Origin of the sequence: Tessaracoccus sp. MC1679 (assembly GCF_014164775.1) — a bacterium.
Lineage (GTDB): Bacteria > Actinomycetota > Actinomycetes > Propionibacteriales > Propionibacteriaceae > Arachnia.
In genome coordinates this window covers 14,883-32,066 of record NZ_JACJGB010000014.1, presented here as the reverse complement: position 1 = coordinate 32,066, position 17,184 = coordinate 14,883, and the positions used below count along the sequence as shown (strand labels likewise).

The following is a 17,184-nucleotide window of genomic DNA, read 5'->3' as shown; positions in this document are numbered from 1 at the left end:
GAACCAGAGATGATCACTCTGCTTGAAGCGACGGTGTCGGTTCCGACGCTGCCCATCGTGTGGTTCCTGCTGGTCACCGTGCTGTGGCTGGGCTACTTCTTCCTCGAGGGCTTCGACTACGGCGTGGCCATGCTGATCCCCGTCCTGGGGAAGAACGACAAGGACAAGCGTGTCCTCGTCAACACCATCGGCCCCGTCTGGGACGGCAACGAGGTGTGGCTGCTCACCGCGGGCGGCGCGATGTTCGCGGCGTTCCCCGGCTGGTACGCCTCGCTCTTCTCGGGGCTCTACCTGCCGCTGCTGCTCGTGCTGGTGGGCCTGATCCTGCGCGGCGTCGCCTTCGAGTACCGCTCGAAGCACCCCGACACCCGCTATCGGGCCATGCTGGACTGGTTCGCCACCGTCGGATCGTTCCTGCCGTCGCTGGTGTTCGGCGTCGGGTTCGCCAACTTCGTCATCGGCCTCGCCAACGACGGCCTGCTCTGGAACGGCTCCTTCTGGGGCCTGTTCGGGCCGTTCGCGCTGCTGGGCGGCGTGATGCTGGTGACCCTGTTCCTGGTCCACGGCTCGGCGTTCATCGCGCTGAAGACCAAGGGACACATCCATGAGCGGGCCGAGGCCTTCGGCTCGAAGGTGGGCTGGGCCGCCTCCGCGATGGTGGCGCTGTTCGTGATTTCCCAGAACGTGTTCTGGCCGGCCAACTCCGAGTTCGGTGACTTCACCGTGTTCGCGTGGGGCGCGGGGATCATCGCCATCGTGGCCATCCTGGGCGCCACGCTCATGATCACCAAGGGCCGCGACGGTTGGGGCTTCATCCTGACCGGCGCGACGGTGGTGACGCTGTTCATCGGCATCTTCATTCGCATGTACGGAAACCTTGGCTTCGCACAGGACGAGACGGTCCCCGTTGATGAGCGCCTCAACATCATCACCGCGGCGTCGTCGGACACCACCCTCACCATCATGACGTGGGCCGCCGTGATCTTCGTGCCGATCGTGCTGGCCTACCAGTCGTGGTCGTACTGGGTGTTCAGCCGCCGCATCTCGACGAAGAACATCCCCGACGAGGTGGTCGCGGTCCACTGACCCTCCCTCGACATGCGAAAGGGCCCACCCCCGTCGGGTGGGCCCTTTCGCTTGTCAGGGGGTCAGGCGCGGCGCGACGACGGGGCGCAGTCCACGCAGACGTCCTCGGGGATGAGGCCGACGCGCATCAGCGCGACGAAGATGGTGCAGCCGAGGCAGAACCCGAGCGCAGCCTCCAGCCCAGGCAGCACGATCATGACGACGGCGAGCGCTGTCGCGGCGACGATGAGGCCCGGGGCCGCGGTGAGGGAGTGGGCAACCCACAGCGCGGTGATGGTCGCGGTCATGACTGCGCCGATCCCGGCGGCGAACCGCTTGGGCGCAAACGGCGTGGGCTGCTTCGGGGCGGCGAGGCGCGGCCGGAGCCAGGCGCCGACGGCGCGCGCGATCGGGCTCCAGCGCGGGCCCCCAGCGGCGCGGAGGGTGAAGTCGGTGAAGAGGACGGCGTAGAGCCACCACTGCTGCGTGGCCAGCGCCAGCAGGCCGACGGCCACGACCACCGCCGCGATCAGCCGGACTGTCACGTCGTCGACGAAGGTGGGCACACGCGAAACAGTGATCTGGGGGGCGGGGGTGCTGTCGAGAAGGCTGCGCGTCGCGGGCTTGGTGTCGGTCACGGGTGAGGTCATATCTGGCTGCTCCGGTTCTGCGAGGGGGTGGCTGGCCGGTGGACGACGAGCACGCTGACCACAACAGTTGAAAGGGCAAGAACATTCCCCCGTGTGCGACGACGTGCGCGAGTGGTCAGAGACGAAGGCGCCCACCGGCCCCGCAGAAGGCCCCACTGGCCTTGTGGAACACTGGCCAGGTGGCAGGCCCCATCCATCCCCGACTGTTCACCCGCGCCCGCGCCACCCGTGGGTTCATGGTGGCGACGGTGCTCGTCGGCCTGGTCACCGCAGGGCTGCTCATCGTCCAGGCGCGGCTGCTGGCGGACTGGATCACCCTGGCGTTCGAGACTCAGGCCCTGCCGCCGGGGTGGCAGACGGCGCTGCTCCTGCTGGCGGCCGTGTTCCTGGCACGCGGACTGCTGGCCTGGCTGAGCTCAACCCTGGCCCACCGCTCCGCCGCGACAGTCAAGTCCCAGCTCCGCCGAGACATTCTCGCCGCCCGCCTCGACACCCCCGTCGGCGCCGCGTCGTCGGCCTCGCTGATCCGGATCGTCACCCAGGGCCTCGACGCCCTGGACGGTTACTTCTCCAAGTACCTCCCCCAACTGGGCCTCGCCGCGACAGTGCCGTTCCTCGTCGGCGGCGCGATCCTGCTGGCGGACTGGCCCTCTGCGATCATCGTCGCGTTCACCCTCCCGCTGATCCCGGTCTTCATGGCGCTGATCGGCTGGACCACCGAGAAGGCCACCCGCCGCAGCTTCGCCGTGGCGGACCGGCTCGCCAACCACTTCGCCGACCTCATCGCCGGCCTCCCCACACTCCAGGCCTTCGCCCGGGCGCGGGCGCAGAAGCGCGGGGTGGAACTCGGCGAGGAAGACTACCGCGACGCCACCATGAAGGTGCTGACCATCTCGTTCCTCAGCTCGTTCGCGCTCGAGCTGCTGGCCACGCTGTCAGTGGCGGTGGTCGCGGTGACGGTGGGCTTCCGCCTGGTCTACGGCAACGTCGACTTCCCCACCGCCCTCTTCGTGCTGATCCTCGCCCCGGAGGCCTTCCTGCCGGTGCGGCAGGTGGGGGTCCACTTCCACGATTCGGCCGACGGGGTGGCCGCGGCGGACGCCGCCTTCGAGATGATCGACGGCGGGGCTGGGCACGCCGGCACCGAGCCCGCCCCGCGCGGCGGGTCCCTGCGGCTGGAGGACCTCACCTACTCCTATCCCGGCGCCGCGGGCCGGGCCGTCGAGCACTTGAGCGTGGAGGTGGCACCTGGCGAGGTGGTGGCGCTCACCGGCCCGTCGGGCGGCGGCAAGTCGACCTCGCTGGCCATGGCGCTCGGCTTCCTCACCCCGACGTCGGGCCGGGTCACCGTCGACGGCGTGGACCTGACCGGCGTGGACCTCGCGTCGTGGCGGGGGCAGCTGGCCTGGGTGGGCCAGGAGCCCGGAATGCTCAACGGCACGGTGGGCGACAACGTCGCGCTCGGCTGCCCGGGCGCGGCGGAGGATGACATCCGGCGGGCGCTGGACGAGGCGGGGGCGGACTTTGGGCCGGACAAGCCCGTCGGCGACGACGGCGAGGGCCTGTCCGCCGGGGAGCGTCGCCGGGTGGCGCTGGCGCGCGCCCTGGTCCGGATCCGGCTGGGAGGCGCCCGGCTGCTGGTGCTCGACGAGCCCACCGCCGGCCTCGACGCCGCGACGGAGGCGCGCGTCATCGAGGCGGTGCGGGCCACCGGTGCCGGCGCCCTGATCGTGTCGCACCGCCCGGCGGTGCTGGTCGCGGCGGACCGCGTCGTGTCGACGGCGGGCGCTCCGATCCCTGCGGGGGCCGGCCCGCGAAGCAACACCCCGCTCCACGAGGAAGCCCGCCCGCGAAGCAACACCCCGCTCCACGAGGAGGCCCGCCCGCGAAGCAACACCCCGCTCCACGAGGAGGCCCGCCCGCGAAGCAACACCCCGCTCCCCGAGGAAGCAGACCCGCCACACTCCACTTCGCTCCCTGAGGAGGCCCACCCGCGGAGCGGCGAGGGCCGTCTCGAAGGGTCGTATCCCGCGACCTCCTCGCCCAGCGCCCCCACCTCCCTCCTCCGCGACCTTCTCGCCGCCGCGCCGAAGGCCCGCACCCGCTTCCTGCTCGCCATCCTCCTCGCCACCCTGGCGTCGGGCTCGTCGGTGGCGCTGATGGGGGTCTCCGCCTGGTTGATCTCCTTCGCCGCCATGGCGCCGCCGGTGCTCTACCTCCAGCCCGCCGCGGTGGGCGTCCGCGCCTTCGGCATCTCGCGCGGCGTGTTCCGCTACGTGGAGCGCCTGGTGGGCCACGACGTCGCACTCCGCCTGCAGGGCGCCCTGCGCGTGCGGATCTACGCCAAGCTGAGCGCCACCACGCTGATCGGGCGGCGCCGGGGTGACCTGCTCACCCGGGTGGTGGCGGACGTCGCGGCCATCCAGGACCTGGTGGTGCGGGTGGCGATCCCCGTCGCCTCCGCCGCGACAGTCGTGGCCGCGACCAGCCTCATGCTGGCCCTGTTGAATTGGGAGAGCGCCGTCGCGCTGCTAGCCACCGCACTCCTCGCGGGCGCGGTCCTGCCCCTGTGGACGCAGCAGGCGAGCCGTGCAGCCGACACAGCGGCCGTCCCCACCCGGGGTCGCCTGGCCAACGGCGTGCGCGAGCTGGCCCGCACCTCCGACGACCTCGTCGCCTACGGGGCCGAAGCCCCCACGCTGGCGCGGCTGCTCGCCGTCGACGAGGAGCTCCGCGGGCAGGAGTGGCGGGGCGCCTGGGTGCGTGGCATCGCGACGGGAGGCCAGGTGGCGGCAGCCGGGATCGCCGTGCTGGCGGCGCTGTGGTTCGGGACGAACGCCGTCGCCTCGGGCGATCTCGACCCCCGCTTCCTCGCAGTCCTGGCCCTGACCCCCCTCGCCCTGCACGAGGTGCTGGGCACCTTCGCGCAGGCGGCGCAGACCCACACCCGCGCCAGGTCCGCGCTGGACCGGCTCGGCGAGGTGCTGAGCGAGCCACCCGTCGGCAATGGCGACGCTGTCGCGGGCGACAACGGCGAGGCGGGGCTGCGCCTGACCGGTGTCGCGGTGGGGTGGCCGGGCGCCGGCCCGGTGCAGGCGGGCATCGAGCTCAGCGTGGCGCCCGGCGAGCAGGTGGCCGTGGTGGGGCCCTCCGGCGTGGGGAAGACGACGCTGGCCGCCACCGTCATGGGCCTGATCCCGCCGCTGGCCGGGGAGGTGCGACGGGGCGGCCGGGTGGGCTACCTGGCGCAGGACGCGCACATTTTCGCCACCACCGTCGCGGAGAACGTGCGCATCGGCAACCGCGACGCCACCGACGACGACATCCGCGCCGCCCTCGCGCGCGCCGGCCTGCCCCTGGACCCTGAGCGCCGGATCGGCGAGGCGGGCACCACGCTGAGCGGTGGTGAGCGACGGCGGCTCGCGATGTCGCGGCTGCTGGTGGGCAGCCCGGACGTCGTCATCCTGGACGAGCCCACCGAGCACCTCGACCGCGAAACGGCCACCGCCCTCATGGACGACGTGTGGCGCGAGTTCGCCGACATGCCGCTACTGGTCCTCACCCACGACCCCGACCTGGTGGCCCGCTGCACCCGCGTCCACCGCTTGGACTCTGCGCCCCGCGCTGCAGGAGTTGGGCCGGAGCCTGCTCTCGTGGCGCGTGGATCGTTCGCACCGGGGCGCCCTCCGGGTTGAGCAGGGTCGCCCCTGGCGGGGCGCCCGTTCCGGGTGGAAAATGCAGATCTGGCTCACTCAGCTGGCCAGGCACGATGGGGCACTTCTGATGAGCCTCTGATCCGGCTCGCGAGCCGTCGCCGCGGGCCGTGTCCGGCCCACACGTCGGCCCTTCCGCCGCCCTTGCGCCGGGGGGCACTATTGGTGCATGCCCGAGCGTGGACGGATCCCCGCCCTTGAGGGGCTTGTCGCGGTGGCGGCCGGCCTTGGGGTCGGGCACGGGCTGTCGGCACTCGTCTCGGCCGGATCCTCGCCCCTGTTCGCGACGGCCAACCGCCTCATCGACCTGACCCCCACCGTCGTCAAGGAATGGGCCGTGGCCACCTTCGGGACGGCCAACAAGCCCATCCTGCTGGTGGGCGTGCTGGCCGTCGTCGCGCTCCTCGGGCTGGCCGTCGGACGCCTCGCCACCCGATCGCTGACGGCCGCCTGGCTGGCCACCGCCGCCCTGGGCCTGGTGGTCGGGGCGGCCGCGCTCACGGATCCCGAGGCGACGCCGCTGTGGGCCGCGCCGTCGGTGCTGGCCGTGCTGGTGGGCGGCGGGATCCTGACGGCCTTCTCCCGCCTCGGAGTCGGCGACGGCAACACACCCGGCCCGGTGTTGAGCCGACGGCGCGTCATCGTCGGGGCGGCCGGTGGCGGGGTGGCGCTGGCGGGGTTCGGGCTCGGCGAGCTGGCACCCACCGGCGCTCCTGGCGGGCCGCCCGTCCTGCCGGTCCCCCCGAGCCCCCTCCCTGCGCGGGCCGCCGGCCTGGAGGGCGAGGTGGAGGGGGTGTCAGAGCTCTACACCCCCAACGCGGACTTCTACCGGATCGACACCTCCCTCAGCCCACCCCGGCTCGACCACCGTGAGTGGCGGCTGAACGTCGAGGGCATGGTGGAGCGCCCGCTGACCCTGACCTGGGACGACCTCCTCGCGCTCGATGTGGTGGAGGCCGACATCACCATGCTGTGCGTGAGCAACCCCGTCGGCGGGCCGTACGTGGGGGCGGCGAGGTGGCTGGGCGTCCGGGTAGCCGACGTCCTGGCGATGGCCGGGCCCCTCCCGGAAGCCGACATGGTGATGAGCCGCTCGGTGGACGGGTTCACGATCTCCACCCCCATCCAGGCGCTGACCGACGACCGGATGGCCCTGCTCGCCATCGGGATGAACGGCGAGCCGCTGCCGCGCATCCACGGGGCGCCGGTGAGGTTGGTCACGCCCGGCCTGTACGGGTACGTGGGGTCGACGAAGTGGGTGACCAACCTGAATGTGACCACGTTCGCGCGGGATCAGGCCTATTGGACGGTCCGTGGATGGGACGAGCAGGGGCCGATCAAGCCGGCAAGCCGGATCGACGTGCCTCGCGATGGATCGACGGTGCCGGCCGGCCGGGCGGCCATCGCCGGCGTGGCGTGGGCGCAGGGAATCGGGATCGCGCAGATCGAGGTCAGCATCGACGAGGGGCCCTGGCGGGTGGCGAGTGAGGGCCCCGACGCGGGGATCGACATGTGGAGGCAGTGGACCTACGCCTGGGATGCGACCCCGGGCGAGCATCGGCTGGCCGTTCGTGTCACCGATGCGGACGGTCGGCCGCAGCCCGTCGGCCCCGCGGAGCCGTTCCCCAACGGCGCCGAGGGATACCACGAGGTACGGGTCACCGTCGCCTGAGCCCCGCTGGTTGAGCCAGCCGCGGCGCGAAGCGCCCGCTGCTGCGTCGAAACCCACTGCACCGTCGCAGGAAGCCCTGACCCGAACCCGCCGTCGGTGCCGGGAGCCGTGAGCCGAGGCACGGGCGGCCGCTCTCCCTACGTCAGCACGCACGCGCGCGTTGGCCTCGGGTCAGGCATCGAGGCCGCCCGCGCCTCGGCTCCCGTCTCCCCGCACTCGTCCCCGGTGGCGTCGTCGAGTTCGGGCGCGTGCCGTCAGGGCGGCCTGGCGAGAGTCTTCCCAGGCGGGACGCCAGTCCGGTGACCCTCAAGCTGGGCACCCCGACGCAGACCGCCCTGCCGTCCCCCGCCCTCGCGTCCAACCCACGTCGCCGCCCCGCGACTCGCACCCATCTGGCTCACCGTCACTTCTGGCGGCGTAGTCGAGGCCAGAAGTGACAGTCAACCGAAACACCCCGACGCAGACCGCCCTGCCGTCCCCCACCCTGGCACCCATCCGGCGTCTCGCGCCGGCTCGTTTCGGGGCGGTGCCCTTGGCGCCTGCGATAAGTCTGGCCGCCCGCGCTACAGCGCCGGCGCGCGAACACAGGACAGGCGGCTGGGGGGCGCCTGCGATAGAGCGCAGGCGCCGAGACACACAAGCCAGGCGACGAGACCTAAGACAGGCGACCGGACGGGCCAGCCGGGCGCGGGTGATGGGGCCTGGGGCTGGTGTGTCCGACGCGACGGAGACAGCAGGGCGCGGGTGATGGGGTCCGACGGGACGGGCCCGCAGGGCGGCGGGTGGTGGGGGCCGGGGCAGGTTGGGTGGGCGTTGATGACGGTCGCGGCAGCGCGAAGCGCCGCCGCCGGCATCATGGGCGGCCCGGCCCCCACCACACGCCGCCCAACCCGACCACCACATCACACACCGCCAAGCCCGACCACAGCCTGGAAGCCCGGAACGCGCCCGAAGATCAGGACAGGACGAACCGCGACGCCAGGACCCTCCCCGCCTCCTCCGCGACACTCGCGGACTCCGTCAGCGCACCCTCGCCCGCGAGATCCCACAGCGACACCGCACCCGCCAGCCCGTCGACGGCGGCGTCGATCCGCCCCGCGACGACCGCGACCCGCCGGTCCCCGGCCATCTCCCGCACGACGGAGACCACCTTGCCTCCGGCCGACTGGCTGTCGAAGCGCCCCTCGCCCGTGATCACCAGGTCCGCGCCGTCCAGCGCCGCCTCCAGACCCACAGCCTCCGCGACCGCCCTGGCCCCCGACTCAGTCGTCGCCCCCCACCGTTGGAGCGCGAAACCCGCCCCGCCTGCGGCGCCGGCTCCGGCTGCCTCGACGTCGCCAGCCAGCAGTTCCGCGAACCGCCCGACGTTGAGCTCCAGCTCGTCGACGATCCCCACCCCACCCTTCTGCGGGCCGAACACAGCGGCCGCGCCGAGGGGGCCGAGCAGCGGGTTGGTCACGTCCGAGAGCACCACCGCGCCGCCCGGAGGCGGCGGGGGCATCCCGGAGAGGTCCACCGTCGCCACGCGGGGCAGCGCCGAGTTGCCGGGCGAGGTCACCTCGCGGCCCCCGTCGTCGAGCAGCCGCGCCCCCAACGCCACCAGGAGCCCGGCACCGCAGTCGGTGGACGCGCTGCCGCCGATGGCCAGCAGCAGCCGCGACACTCCCGCCTCCAGCGCCGCCCGGATCGCCATCCCGAACCCGGTGGTGTGCGCACCCCGCGCATCCAGGGGATCGAGGCCGACGATGCCGCACGCGGCGGCCAGCTCGACGACGCCCGTCCCGTCGGGCAGTCTCAGCCACGACGACCCCCTAGGGCGGCCCACGGCGTCGACCACCGCCACCGGCACCCGCTCCGAACCGGTCACAGCAGCGAAGGCGTCCAGGGTTCCCTCGCCACCGTCGGCCATGGGGTGGAGGGCGACGGTGTCGCGGGGGCGGACGGCCAGCCAGCCGGCGGCGATGCGCTCCGCGGCCTCCGCGGCCGTCAGGGTCCCTTTGAAAGAATCGGGCGCGACCACAACGTGCATAGGCCGAGCCTAAAGTGATCGACGGTGTTCGGGGCCCGCCCTGCCAACCCCGGGGACGCGACCGGTGCGAGCCGATAGAGTGACCGGGTGACCTCACCCGCAGTGCCCGGCCGCCGCCTCAAGGTGGCGCAGTTCACGGACAACTACGGGCCCGGCAGCAACGGGCTGATGTTCGCGGTCCAGCAACTCGAAGGCAACCTGTTGGACGCCGGCCACGAGGTGATTGTGGTGGCGCCGGAGACCAAGGGCCCCAACCCGCACCACGGGCGCCCCGGCCGCACAGAGGTGCGCCTGCCGTCGGTCCGCGTGCCGAAGATGCCCACCCGGGTGGCCAATGGCCGCCACTTCGACCGCACCATCGACCAGCTCGGCGAGATGCGCCCGGACGTGCTGCACGTGCACGGATTCGGCACCGTCGGTCTGCTCGGGACGTGGGCGTCGCGGCGGCTGGGGATCCCCATGATGGTGACCTGGCACACGGACTTCGAGGCCTACGGCGACCACTACTCGGCCGTCCTGCCGTTGCTCACGGGCGTGTTGCGGGCGTTCGCGCGGATCACCAAGGGGCAGTTCGTCAGCGCCGAGGACATCCGGCTCGCCGAGATCCGCTACGAGGACCGGGGCAAGTCCACCGCATCGCTGCTCAGCATCTGCGAAAAGATGCTGGAGATGGCCACGCTCACCACCACTCCGTCGCCGAAGACGGCCAGCCGCCTCCGCCTCATCTCCCCGGACGCCAAGATCGTCGTGGTGCCCAACGGCGTGGACCCCCTCCCGCCCGGCCCGCCGCCCTTCCCCCACCCCGAGGGGCCGCTGGTGCTGTACGCCGGCCGGATCGCGCCCGAGAAGGGCATCCCCCTGCTGGCGGAGGCTTTCGACCTCGTGTACGCGCAGCGGCCCGACGCGCGGCTGTGCGTGGTGGGTGACTGGGAGAGGTATCCGCGCATCAAGAAGGTGCTGGCCGACGGCCGGGCCGCGGGCAAGATCATCCTGCCGGGCGAGCAGAAGCGCGACGCGCTGGGCGCGTACTACGGCATGGCGGACGTGTTCGCCTTCCCGAGCCTCACCGACACCCAGGCCCTCGTGCTCCACGAGGCCGCGTTGGCGGGGCTGCCCATCGTGAGCGTGGATCACGAGCTGCAGCTGGTGATCGAGCCCGGCGTCAACGGGGAGATCACGCGCCCGACGGCTGCGTCGCTGGCCGCCGGGCTGATGCGGGTGATCGACCGCCTCGACGACGAGGCCTGGCGTCGGCACGCGTCTGAGCGCTCCATCGAACTGGCGTCGCAGTGGTCGATCGAGTCTCAGGCTGCGGAATTGCTTCGGCTGTACGCGGAGGTCGCGGCCACGCGCTGACCCCTCCCCCGGGCTGAGGAGCGAGGACCGCAGCGACGAGCCTCGAAGCCTCAGAAAAGTGACCTTGTCAGCCTGCGTTTTCTAGGCTTCGAGGCCGCTGCGCGGCACCTCAGCCAGCGGGATGGGCACTCCGCGGCACCTCAGCCAGTGGGATGGACACCCCGCGGCACCTCAGCCAGCGGGTGGGACCCCACCCTCTGCAACTTGCTATCCAGAGCGCGGTATCTGTGTATATACGCAGATACCGCGCTCTGGATAGCAAGTTGCAGACCCGTCCTCCCTCGGCGGCGCAGGTGAGGGCTACTTCCCCGTCATGTCCGCCGGAATCACCCACGCGTCGAAGTCCTGACCGCTCACCCCGTTGGCCAGCGCCGACTCCCGCAGCGACGTCCCCTCCTTGTGCGCCTGCTTGGCGATCTTCGCCGCCTTGTCGTAGCCGATGTGCCGGTTCAGGGCGGTCACCAGCATGAGGTTGGTCGACAGGTTGTGCTCGATGCGCGGCAGGTTCGGCTCGATGCCGACTGCGCAATGCTCGGTGAACGACAGCGCACCATCGGCCAACAGCCGGATGCTCTCCAGCACCGCGTGCGCCATCACCGGCTTGAACACGTTGAGCTGGAAGTTGCCCTGGCTGCCGGCGAACCCGACTGTGGCGTCGTTGCCGAAGACCCTCGCCGCGACCATCGTCAGCGCCTCGGACTGGGTGGGGTTGACCTTGCCCGGCATGATCGAGCTGCCCGGCTCGTTCTCCGGAATGTTCAGTTCGCCGATCCCGTTCCGCGGCCCGCTGGCGTACCACCGCACATCGTTGGCGATCTTCATCAGTGCCCCCGACAGCACCCGTAGCTCGCCGCTGACTTCGACGAGCGAGTCGTGGGCGCTCAGCGCTGCGAACAGGTTCTCCGCCTGCTGGAACTCCAGGCCGGTCTCCGCGGTGATCTTCTCAGCCGCCAGGCGACCGAAGTCGGGATGGGCGTTGAGCCCGGTGCCGACGGCGGTGCCGCCGATGGCCAGATCCCGCGCCCGCGAATCCGCGTGCCGGACACCCTCGACGGCGAAGTCCAGCTGCGCCACCCAGCCGCCGAACACCTGGCCCAGCCGGACCGGCGTGGCGTCCTGCAGGTGCGTCCGGCCCACCATCACCACGCCGTCGTACTCATCGGCCTTTGCAGCGAGCACGTCGCGCAGCCGGGCGATGGCCGGGTAGAGCCGCTCGTTGAGCTCCGTCACCACCGCGATGTGCATGGCGGTGGGGAACGTGTCGTTGGAGGACTGGCCGCGGTTGACATCGTCGTTGGGGTGGACCGGCGCCTTCGACCCGCGGACACCGCCTGCGAGCTCGATGGCGCGGTTGGAGATGACCTCGTTGGAGTTCATGTTGGACTGCGTGCCGGAGCCGGTCTGGAACACCACGAGCGGGAAGTGGTCGTCCAGGCGCCCCGCGATCACGTCGTCGGCGGCGCGGGAGATGAGATCCGCCTTGTCTGCGGCCAGCTCCCCGAGCTCGGCGTTCGCCTGCGCGGCGGCTTTCTTCAGCACGCCGAGCGCGCGGATCATGGCACGGCCCCACACGAAGGTGTCGCGGCCGATGTCGAAGTTGTGCAGGCTGCGCTGCGTCTGTGCGCCCCAGTAGCGGTCTTCGGCTACCGGGACCTCGCCCATGGAGTCTGTTTCGATGCGGGTACCCATGAGCCCCAACCTACCCTCGCCGGCGCCTCGCTCGGGCAGAAAAAGAGCTCGGCCGCTGCCCTTGGGGGGGCGGCAGCGGCCGAGCGGTCTTTGGTGACACCAACAGCGTCGGAGATAAATGTACCCGATCCGGTGGCATTCACATGCACTCGCAGTACTGGGTTTTTGGTTTCTTGACGATCTCTTGACTTTGCGCGCCAACACCCCTAGTCAGCGGCGGTTCACGCTCCGAAAGCCCTTCAACCGAAGGCTGTTGAGCACAACAAAAACGCTGGAAAAAGCCATCGCCGCGCCCGCGATGATGGGCGTCAGCATCCCGAGCGCCGCCAGCGGGATGGCCGCGGTGTTGTAGCCGAACGCCCACACCAGGTTGGACTTGATGGTGCGCAACGTAGCCCGCGAGAGGCGGACGGCGTCGACGGCGGCCATCAGGTCGTGCCGCATCAGGGTGATGTCGCCGGCCGCGATCGCAGCATCGGTGCCGGTGCCCATCGCGATCCCGAGGTCCGCCTGCGCGATGGCCGCTGCGTCGTTGACGCCGTCGCCCACCATCGCCACCTGCCGGCCGGCCGCCTGCAGCTCCTTGATGGCCGCGACCTTGCCCTCCGGAGTGACGCCCGCGCGCACGTCGTCGATGCCCACCTGCGCGGCCACCGCTCGCGCCGTGCGCTCGTTGTCGCCCGAGAGCAGCACCGGGTGCAGGCCCAGGGACTTGAGCTCCCGGATGGCGGCCGCGGCCGACTCCTTGACGGTGTCGCCGACGATGATCCGGCCCAGCACCCGCTGCTCGTCGGCCACCTCGACGACGCTGCCCACCGGCTCACCTGGCCACGCCACCGGCGCCAGCCCGAGGTCCGCCATGAAGGCCGCCGATCCGGCGAACACGGCCCGCCCGTCGACCACCCCCCGCACCCCGCGACCCGGCACGTTGACGAAGTCCACCACGGCGCCGGGCCGCTCCACCTCGGCCACGATGGCCTGGGCGATGGGATGCTCGGACCCTGATTCGACGGCGGCCGCCAGCCGCAGCAGCTCGTCGCGGGTGACGCCGTCGGCGGTCTCCACCTGGGCCACGGACATCTGGCCCGTGGTGAGGGTGCCGGTCTTGTCGAAGACCACGGTCTCCACGCGCCGGGCGCGCTCGAGCACCTGCGGGCCACGGATGACCGTGCCGAGTTGGGCGCCGCGACCGGTGCCCACCATGAGGGCCGACGGCGTGGCCAGCCCCAGCGCGCACGGGCAGGCGATGATGAGCACGGCGATGGCCGCCGACAGCGACATCGTCACGCCGTTGCCCACCAGGAGGTGCCCGGCCAGGGTCAGCGCGGCGATCACCAGCACGATGGGGACAAAGATGCCCGAGACCTTGTCGGCGAGGCGCTGCACCTCGGCCTTGCCGGTCTGGGCCTCCTCCACCATGGCCGCGATCCGGGCCAGCTGGGACTGCGAGCCGACGGCCGTGGCGCGCACCACGAGCCGCCCCGTCGTGTTGACCGATCCCCCCACCACGGCGGACCCGGGCTCCACCTCCACCGGAAGCGACTCGCCGGTCATGACGGAGGCGTCGACGGCGGAGCGACCCTCCACCACCTCGCCGTCGGCCGCGACCTTCTCGCCGGGGCGCACCACGATGAGGTCGCCCACGCGCAACGACTTGGCGTCCACCCGGCGCTCCTCGCCGTCGACGAGGACGCTGGCCTGCTTGGCGCCCACCTCGAGGAGCGCGCGCAGGGCGGCGCCGGACTCGGTCTTGGCGCGGGCCTCGATATAGCGGCCGAGCAGGAGGAAGGAGATGATGGTGACGGCGGCCTCGAAATAGATGAAGCCGCGCGCGTCCTGCTGGCTGAGGGTCAGGGAGAACTCGTGCTTCATCCCGATCATGCCGGCGTGGCCGAAGACCATCGCGTACAGCGACCAGGCGTAGGCGGTGAGCGTGCCCATGGACACGAGCGTGTCCATGGTGGTGGTGCCGTGCCGGGCGTTGGTCCAGGCGGCGTGGTGGAAGTTGCGGCCCAGCCACAGCACGACCACGCTGGAGAGCACCAGCGCCACCCACTGCCAGGCGGGGAACTGCAGCGCCGGCACCATGGACACGACGACGACGGGGATGCTCAGCGCGAAGGACCACAGCACGCGCGGCTTGAGCGCGGCGGCCTCGTCGGCCTTCTCTGCCTCGGGCACCGGAAGCGTGGCGCCGTAGCCGGCCTGGGCGACGACCTCCATGATGCGCTGCGCGGTGACTCCGGTGGGCGCCTCGACGGTGGCGCGCTCGGTGGAGTAGTTGACGGTGGCGGTGACGCCGTCGACCTTGTTGAGCTTCTTCTCGATCCGGGCGGCGCAGGAGGCGCAGGTCATTCCCTGGATGTCGAGTTGGATGGTGGAACTGGCCATGTAGGCCCTCCGATTTCGGGCGCGCGGGTAGACGCGGGCACTGGGGATGTCAGCGGCGCCAACTATGGGCGCCCGGGGGCGGCGGGCGCGACCCGCCGGTGTCAGGCCTCGACGACGGAGTAGCTGCCCGCTTCGTGGACGGCCTCGATGATGGCGTCGAAGGGGACGCGATCCGCGGACTCGACGAGCATCGCGCCGTTGTCCAGGGTGACGGAGACGTTGATCACGCCGTCGACCTCGGAGACCTCTTCGGTCACGTGGTTGACGCAGTTGCCACAGGTCATGCCCGAGACGGTGTACTTGCTGATCATGGGGTGAATCCTCTCGTGGTGGGTCAGCGGACGAGGCGCTTGATGGCCTGCATCGCTTCGTCGATCTTCTCCTCGGCCTCCGGTCCGCCCTTGCGGGCGGCGTCGGCGACGCAGTGGGAGAGGTGATCGTTGAGAAGTCCGAGGGAGACCGCCTTGAGTGCACTGGTGACGGCGGTCACCTGGGTGAGGATGTCGATGCAGTACTGATCTTCTTCCACCATGCGCGCGATGCCGCGCGCCTGGCCCTCGATCAGCTTCAACCGACGCAGGTATGCAGCCTTCTCGGGCGTGTACCCGTGAGTGGCGTGGCAGCTCTCCTCAATGATGTCGGTCATCGGTCCCCCTTCTCGGTACCCAATATACCCCATGGGGGTATTGGATTCAACTGATCTCATCATGACACGACGGGGGTGCAGGCCCCCGTCCGGGGTGACCTAGGGCCCCACAGGGCTGACTTATCCACACATTGCGCACCCAGCCTGTGGACATCCCTCCCCGAAGCGCCGCCAGACGCCCGCCATGGGACGCTCGGGGCCTATAACACAGCCTCGGGACGCACGGTTCGTGTTTGCCGATGATCGACGATCACCCCTAGTCGGATAGCGTTTCGCGGCGACGGCGCGGCAGCGTTGTGCCGCCGGAGGCGAGTCAGCGCCGGAGGCGCTTGACCCGCTGACCGATTTGTGGACAAAGTGACGGGAGCCGTCGACCCGCGGGTCTTTATAACAATTTGATAACGGTGATTCGACGCTCAACCCACAACATTGTGCACACCCCACGGGCACGACGGGCGGAGTTGTCCACAGGCCACCCACAGGTCGCCAACAGGCTTGCCCACAGGCACGTCACAGAACCTGTCAGTGGCGTGCCCTAGCCTGTCCTGTGGCCGGAAACCGGTGGCCATGAGGAGGGGACATGACGCAGACCGCCGTCTACGACGACCGTGATCTGGACCGCACTCCCCCGCAGGCCCTGGCCGCGGAGCAGAGCGTGCTGGGCGCCATGATGATGTCCAAGGACGCCATCTCGGACGTCGTCGAGGTGCTCCGCGGAGTGGACTTCTACCGGCCCAACCACGAGACCATCTTCGACGCCATCATCACCCTGTACGGTCGCGGGGAGCCTGCGGACCCCATCACTGTGGCCGGGGAGCTGGGCAAGAGCGGGCAGCTGTCCAAGGTGGGCGGCGCGGTCTACCTGCACGATCTTCTGGCGTCGGTCTCCATCGCAGCCAACGCCATCTACTACGCCGAACTGGTGCGCGACAAGGCCGTCCTGCGCCGCCTCGTCAACGCCTCCATCCGGATCGCCCAGCTCGGCTACCAGGGCCAGGGCGAGGTGGACAAGATCGTCGACGAGGCCCAGCAGACCCTCTTCGAGGTCACCGAGAAGAAGGCCTCGGAGGACTACAAGTCCCTCCGCGAGCTCATCGAGCCCACGTTCGACGAGATGGAGGCCATCGCCTCCTCGGGCGATGCCCTCTCCGGGGTGCCGACGGGGTTCGTGGACCTGGATCGGATCACCAACGGCCTCCACGCGGGGCAGATGATCATCGTCGCGGCCCGCCCCGGCGTCGGGAAGTCCACGTTCGCGCTGGACGTGTGCCGCTCGGCCGCCATCCACCACAACCTCACGGCCGCGTTCTTCTCCCTGGAGATGAGCCGCACGGAGATCGTGATGAAGATCCTCTCGGCCGAGGCGTCGGTGCCGTTGGGGAAGATCCGCGGCGGCAAGATGGACGAGACGGACTGGCAGCGCGTCACGGACAAGTCCGCCATCCTCGGCGAAAAGAATCTCTTCATCGACGACTCCCCCAACCTCACCATGATGGAGATCCGCGCCAAGGCGCGGCGGCTGAAGCAGAAGCACGACCTGCAGATCCTCGCCATCGACTACATCCAGCTGATGAGCTCCGGCAAGAAGGTGGAGTCGCGCCAGCTCGAGGTCTCCGAGTTCTCCCGCCAGATCAAGCTGCTGGCCAAGGAGTTGGAGATCCCGGTCATCGCGCTGTCGCAGCTCTCGCGAAACACAGAGCAGCGCAAGGACGGCATCCCGCAGCTCTCGGACCTGCGCGAGTCCGGCTCCCTGGAGCAGGACGCGGACATCGTGATCATGCTCCACCGCCCGGAGATGTACTCGCAAAACCCCACCGACGAGGAGCGCGGCCTGGCCACGCTGCACATCCCCAAGCACCGCAACGGCGAGACCGGCAGGATCGACGCCCTGTTCCAGGGCCACTACAGCCGCTTCATCAACGCCCCCATGTGACCGGCCGTCCAGTCCACCCTGGCCTGCGCGAATGCTGCTC

The 17,184-nt window shown here is 70.7% G+C and carries 10 protein-coding genes and 2 pseudogenes; 6 read left to right on the top strand and 6 right to left on the bottom strand.

All coding sequences use genetic code 11. The features are described from left to right. Positions 1-9 precede the first annotated feature (9 nt). Complete coding sequence (cydB, locus tag H5398_RS16510) at positions 10-1,086, top strand: cytochrome d ubiquinol oxidase subunit II (protein WP_182800838.1); 1,077 nt, start codon at positions 10-12, stop codon at positions 1,084-1,086. A gap of 62 nt (positions 1,087-1,148) precedes the next feature. Here cydB and H5398_RS16505 read toward each other — a convergent pair whose 3' ends face one another. After that, entirely contained in the window at positions 1,149-1,715 is a 567-nt protein-coding gene (locus H5398_RS16505) for a DUF4395 domain-containing protein (RefSeq protein WP_220489633.1), read from the bottom strand. Between the two features lie 236 nt (positions 1,716-1,951). Here H5398_RS16505 and cydD point away from each other — a divergent pair. The 3 genes and pseudogenes from cydD to H5398_RS16495 form a co-directional block, all read left to right on the top strand. Continuing rightward, positions 1,952-3,490: pseudogene (gene cydD / locus H5398_RS16970) on the top strand (thiol reductant ABC exporter subunit CydD); the annotation flags it as partial. A gap of 279 nt (positions 3,491-3,769) precedes the next feature. After that, positions 3,770-5,410, top strand: a pseudogene (cydC, locus tag H5398_RS16965) (thiol reductant ABC exporter subunit CydC); the annotation flags it as partial. Between the two features lie 187 nt (positions 5,411-5,597). Further along, on the top strand, positions 5,598-7,100 hold the full coding sequence (locus H5398_RS16495; protein ID WP_182800836.1) for a molybdopterin-dependent oxidoreductase: 1,503 nt from the start codon (positions 5,598-5,600) through the stop codon (positions 7,098-7,100). Between the two features lie 955 nt (positions 7,101-8,055). Here the strand turns inward: H5398_RS16495 and H5398_RS16490 are convergent. Beyond that, the gene (locus tag H5398_RS16490) at positions 8,056-9,129 is read right to left on the bottom strand and encodes a glycerate kinase (RefSeq protein ID WP_182800835.1); all 1,074 of its coding nucleotides are present in this window, start codon (positions 9,127-9,129) and stop codon (positions 8,056-8,058) included. A gap of 87 nt (positions 9,130-9,216) precedes the next feature. On the opposite strand from H5398_RS16490, the gene H5398_RS16485 reads away from it, so the two are divergent. Continuing rightward, positions 9,217-10,485, top strand: coding sequence for a glycosyltransferase (locus tag H5398_RS16485; protein WP_182783395.1), 1,269 nt, complete (start codon positions 9,217-9,219; stop codon positions 10,483-10,485). A gap of 300 nt (positions 10,486-10,785) precedes the next feature. Here the strand turns inward: H5398_RS16485 and fumC are convergent, their stop codons facing one another. The 4 genes from fumC to H5398_RS16465 form a co-directional block, all read right to left on the bottom strand. After that, a complete protein-coding gene (fumC, locus tag H5398_RS16480) occupies positions 10,786-12,174 on the bottom strand; it encodes a class II fumarate hydratase (RefSeq protein ID WP_182783396.1) in 1,389 nt (462 codons plus the stop codon). 210 nt (positions 12,175-12,384) lie between these two features. Next, complete coding sequence (locus H5398_RS16475; RefSeq protein WP_182800834.1) at positions 12,385-14,565, bottom strand: cation-translocating P-type ATPase; 2,181 nt, start codon at positions 14,563-14,565, stop codon at positions 12,385-12,387. Positions 14,566-14,666: 101 nt separating this feature from the next. Beyond that, positions 14,667-14,876, bottom strand: a complete 210-nt coding sequence (locus H5398_RS16470; protein WP_182800833.1) for a heavy-metal-associated domain-containing protein — start codon at positions 14,874-14,876, stop codon at positions 14,667-14,669. A 23-nt stretch (positions 14,877-14,899) separates the two neighbouring features. Then, positions 14,900-15,211, bottom strand: a complete 312-nt coding sequence (locus tag H5398_RS16465; protein WP_182783399.1) for a metal-sensitive transcriptional regulator — start codon at positions 15,209-15,211, stop codon at positions 14,900-14,902. 580 nt (positions 15,212-15,791) lie between these two features. Here H5398_RS16465 and dnaB point away from each other — a divergent pair. Next, on the top strand, positions 15,792-17,144 hold the full coding sequence (gene dnaB, locus H5398_RS16460; RefSeq protein WP_182800832.1) for a replicative DNA helicase: 1,353 nt from the start codon (positions 15,792-15,794) through the stop codon (positions 17,142-17,144). The last annotated feature ends 40 nt before the right edge of the window (positions 17,145-17,184 follow it).

Coding starts and splice junctions, on each gene's coding strand:
- cydB (WP_182800838.1), top strand. CDS start 10: ATGATCACTCTGCTTGAAGCGACGGTGTCGGTTCCGACGCTGCCCATC.
- H5398_RS16505 (WP_220489633.1), bottom strand. CDS start 1,715: ATGACCTCACCCGTGACCGACACCAAGCCCGCGACGCGCAGCCTTCTC.
- H5398_RS16495 (WP_182800836.1), top strand. CDS start 5,598: ATGCCCGAGCGTGGACGGATCCCCGCCCTTGAGGGGCTTGTCGCGGTG.
- H5398_RS16490 (WP_182800835.1), bottom strand. CDS start 9,129: ATGCACGTTGTGGTCGCGCCCGATTCTTTCAAAGGGACCCTGACGGCC.
- fumC (WP_182783396.1), bottom strand. CDS start 12,174: ATGGGTACCCGCATCGAAACAGACTCCATGGGCGAGGTCCCGGTAGCC.
- H5398_RS16475 (WP_182800834.1), bottom strand. CDS start 14,565: ATGGCCAGTTCCACCATCCAACTCGACATCCAGGGAATGACCTGCGCC.
- H5398_RS16470 (WP_182800833.1), bottom strand. CDS start 14,876: ATGATCAGCAAGTACACCGTCTCGGGCATGACCTGTGGCAACTGCGTC.
- H5398_RS16465 (WP_182783399.1), bottom strand. CDS start 15,211: ATGACCGACATCATTGAGGAGAGCTGCCACGCCACTCACGGGTACACG.
- dnaB (WP_182800832.1), top strand. CDS start 15,792: ATGACGCAGACCGCCGTCTACGACGACCGTGATCTGGACCGCACTCCC.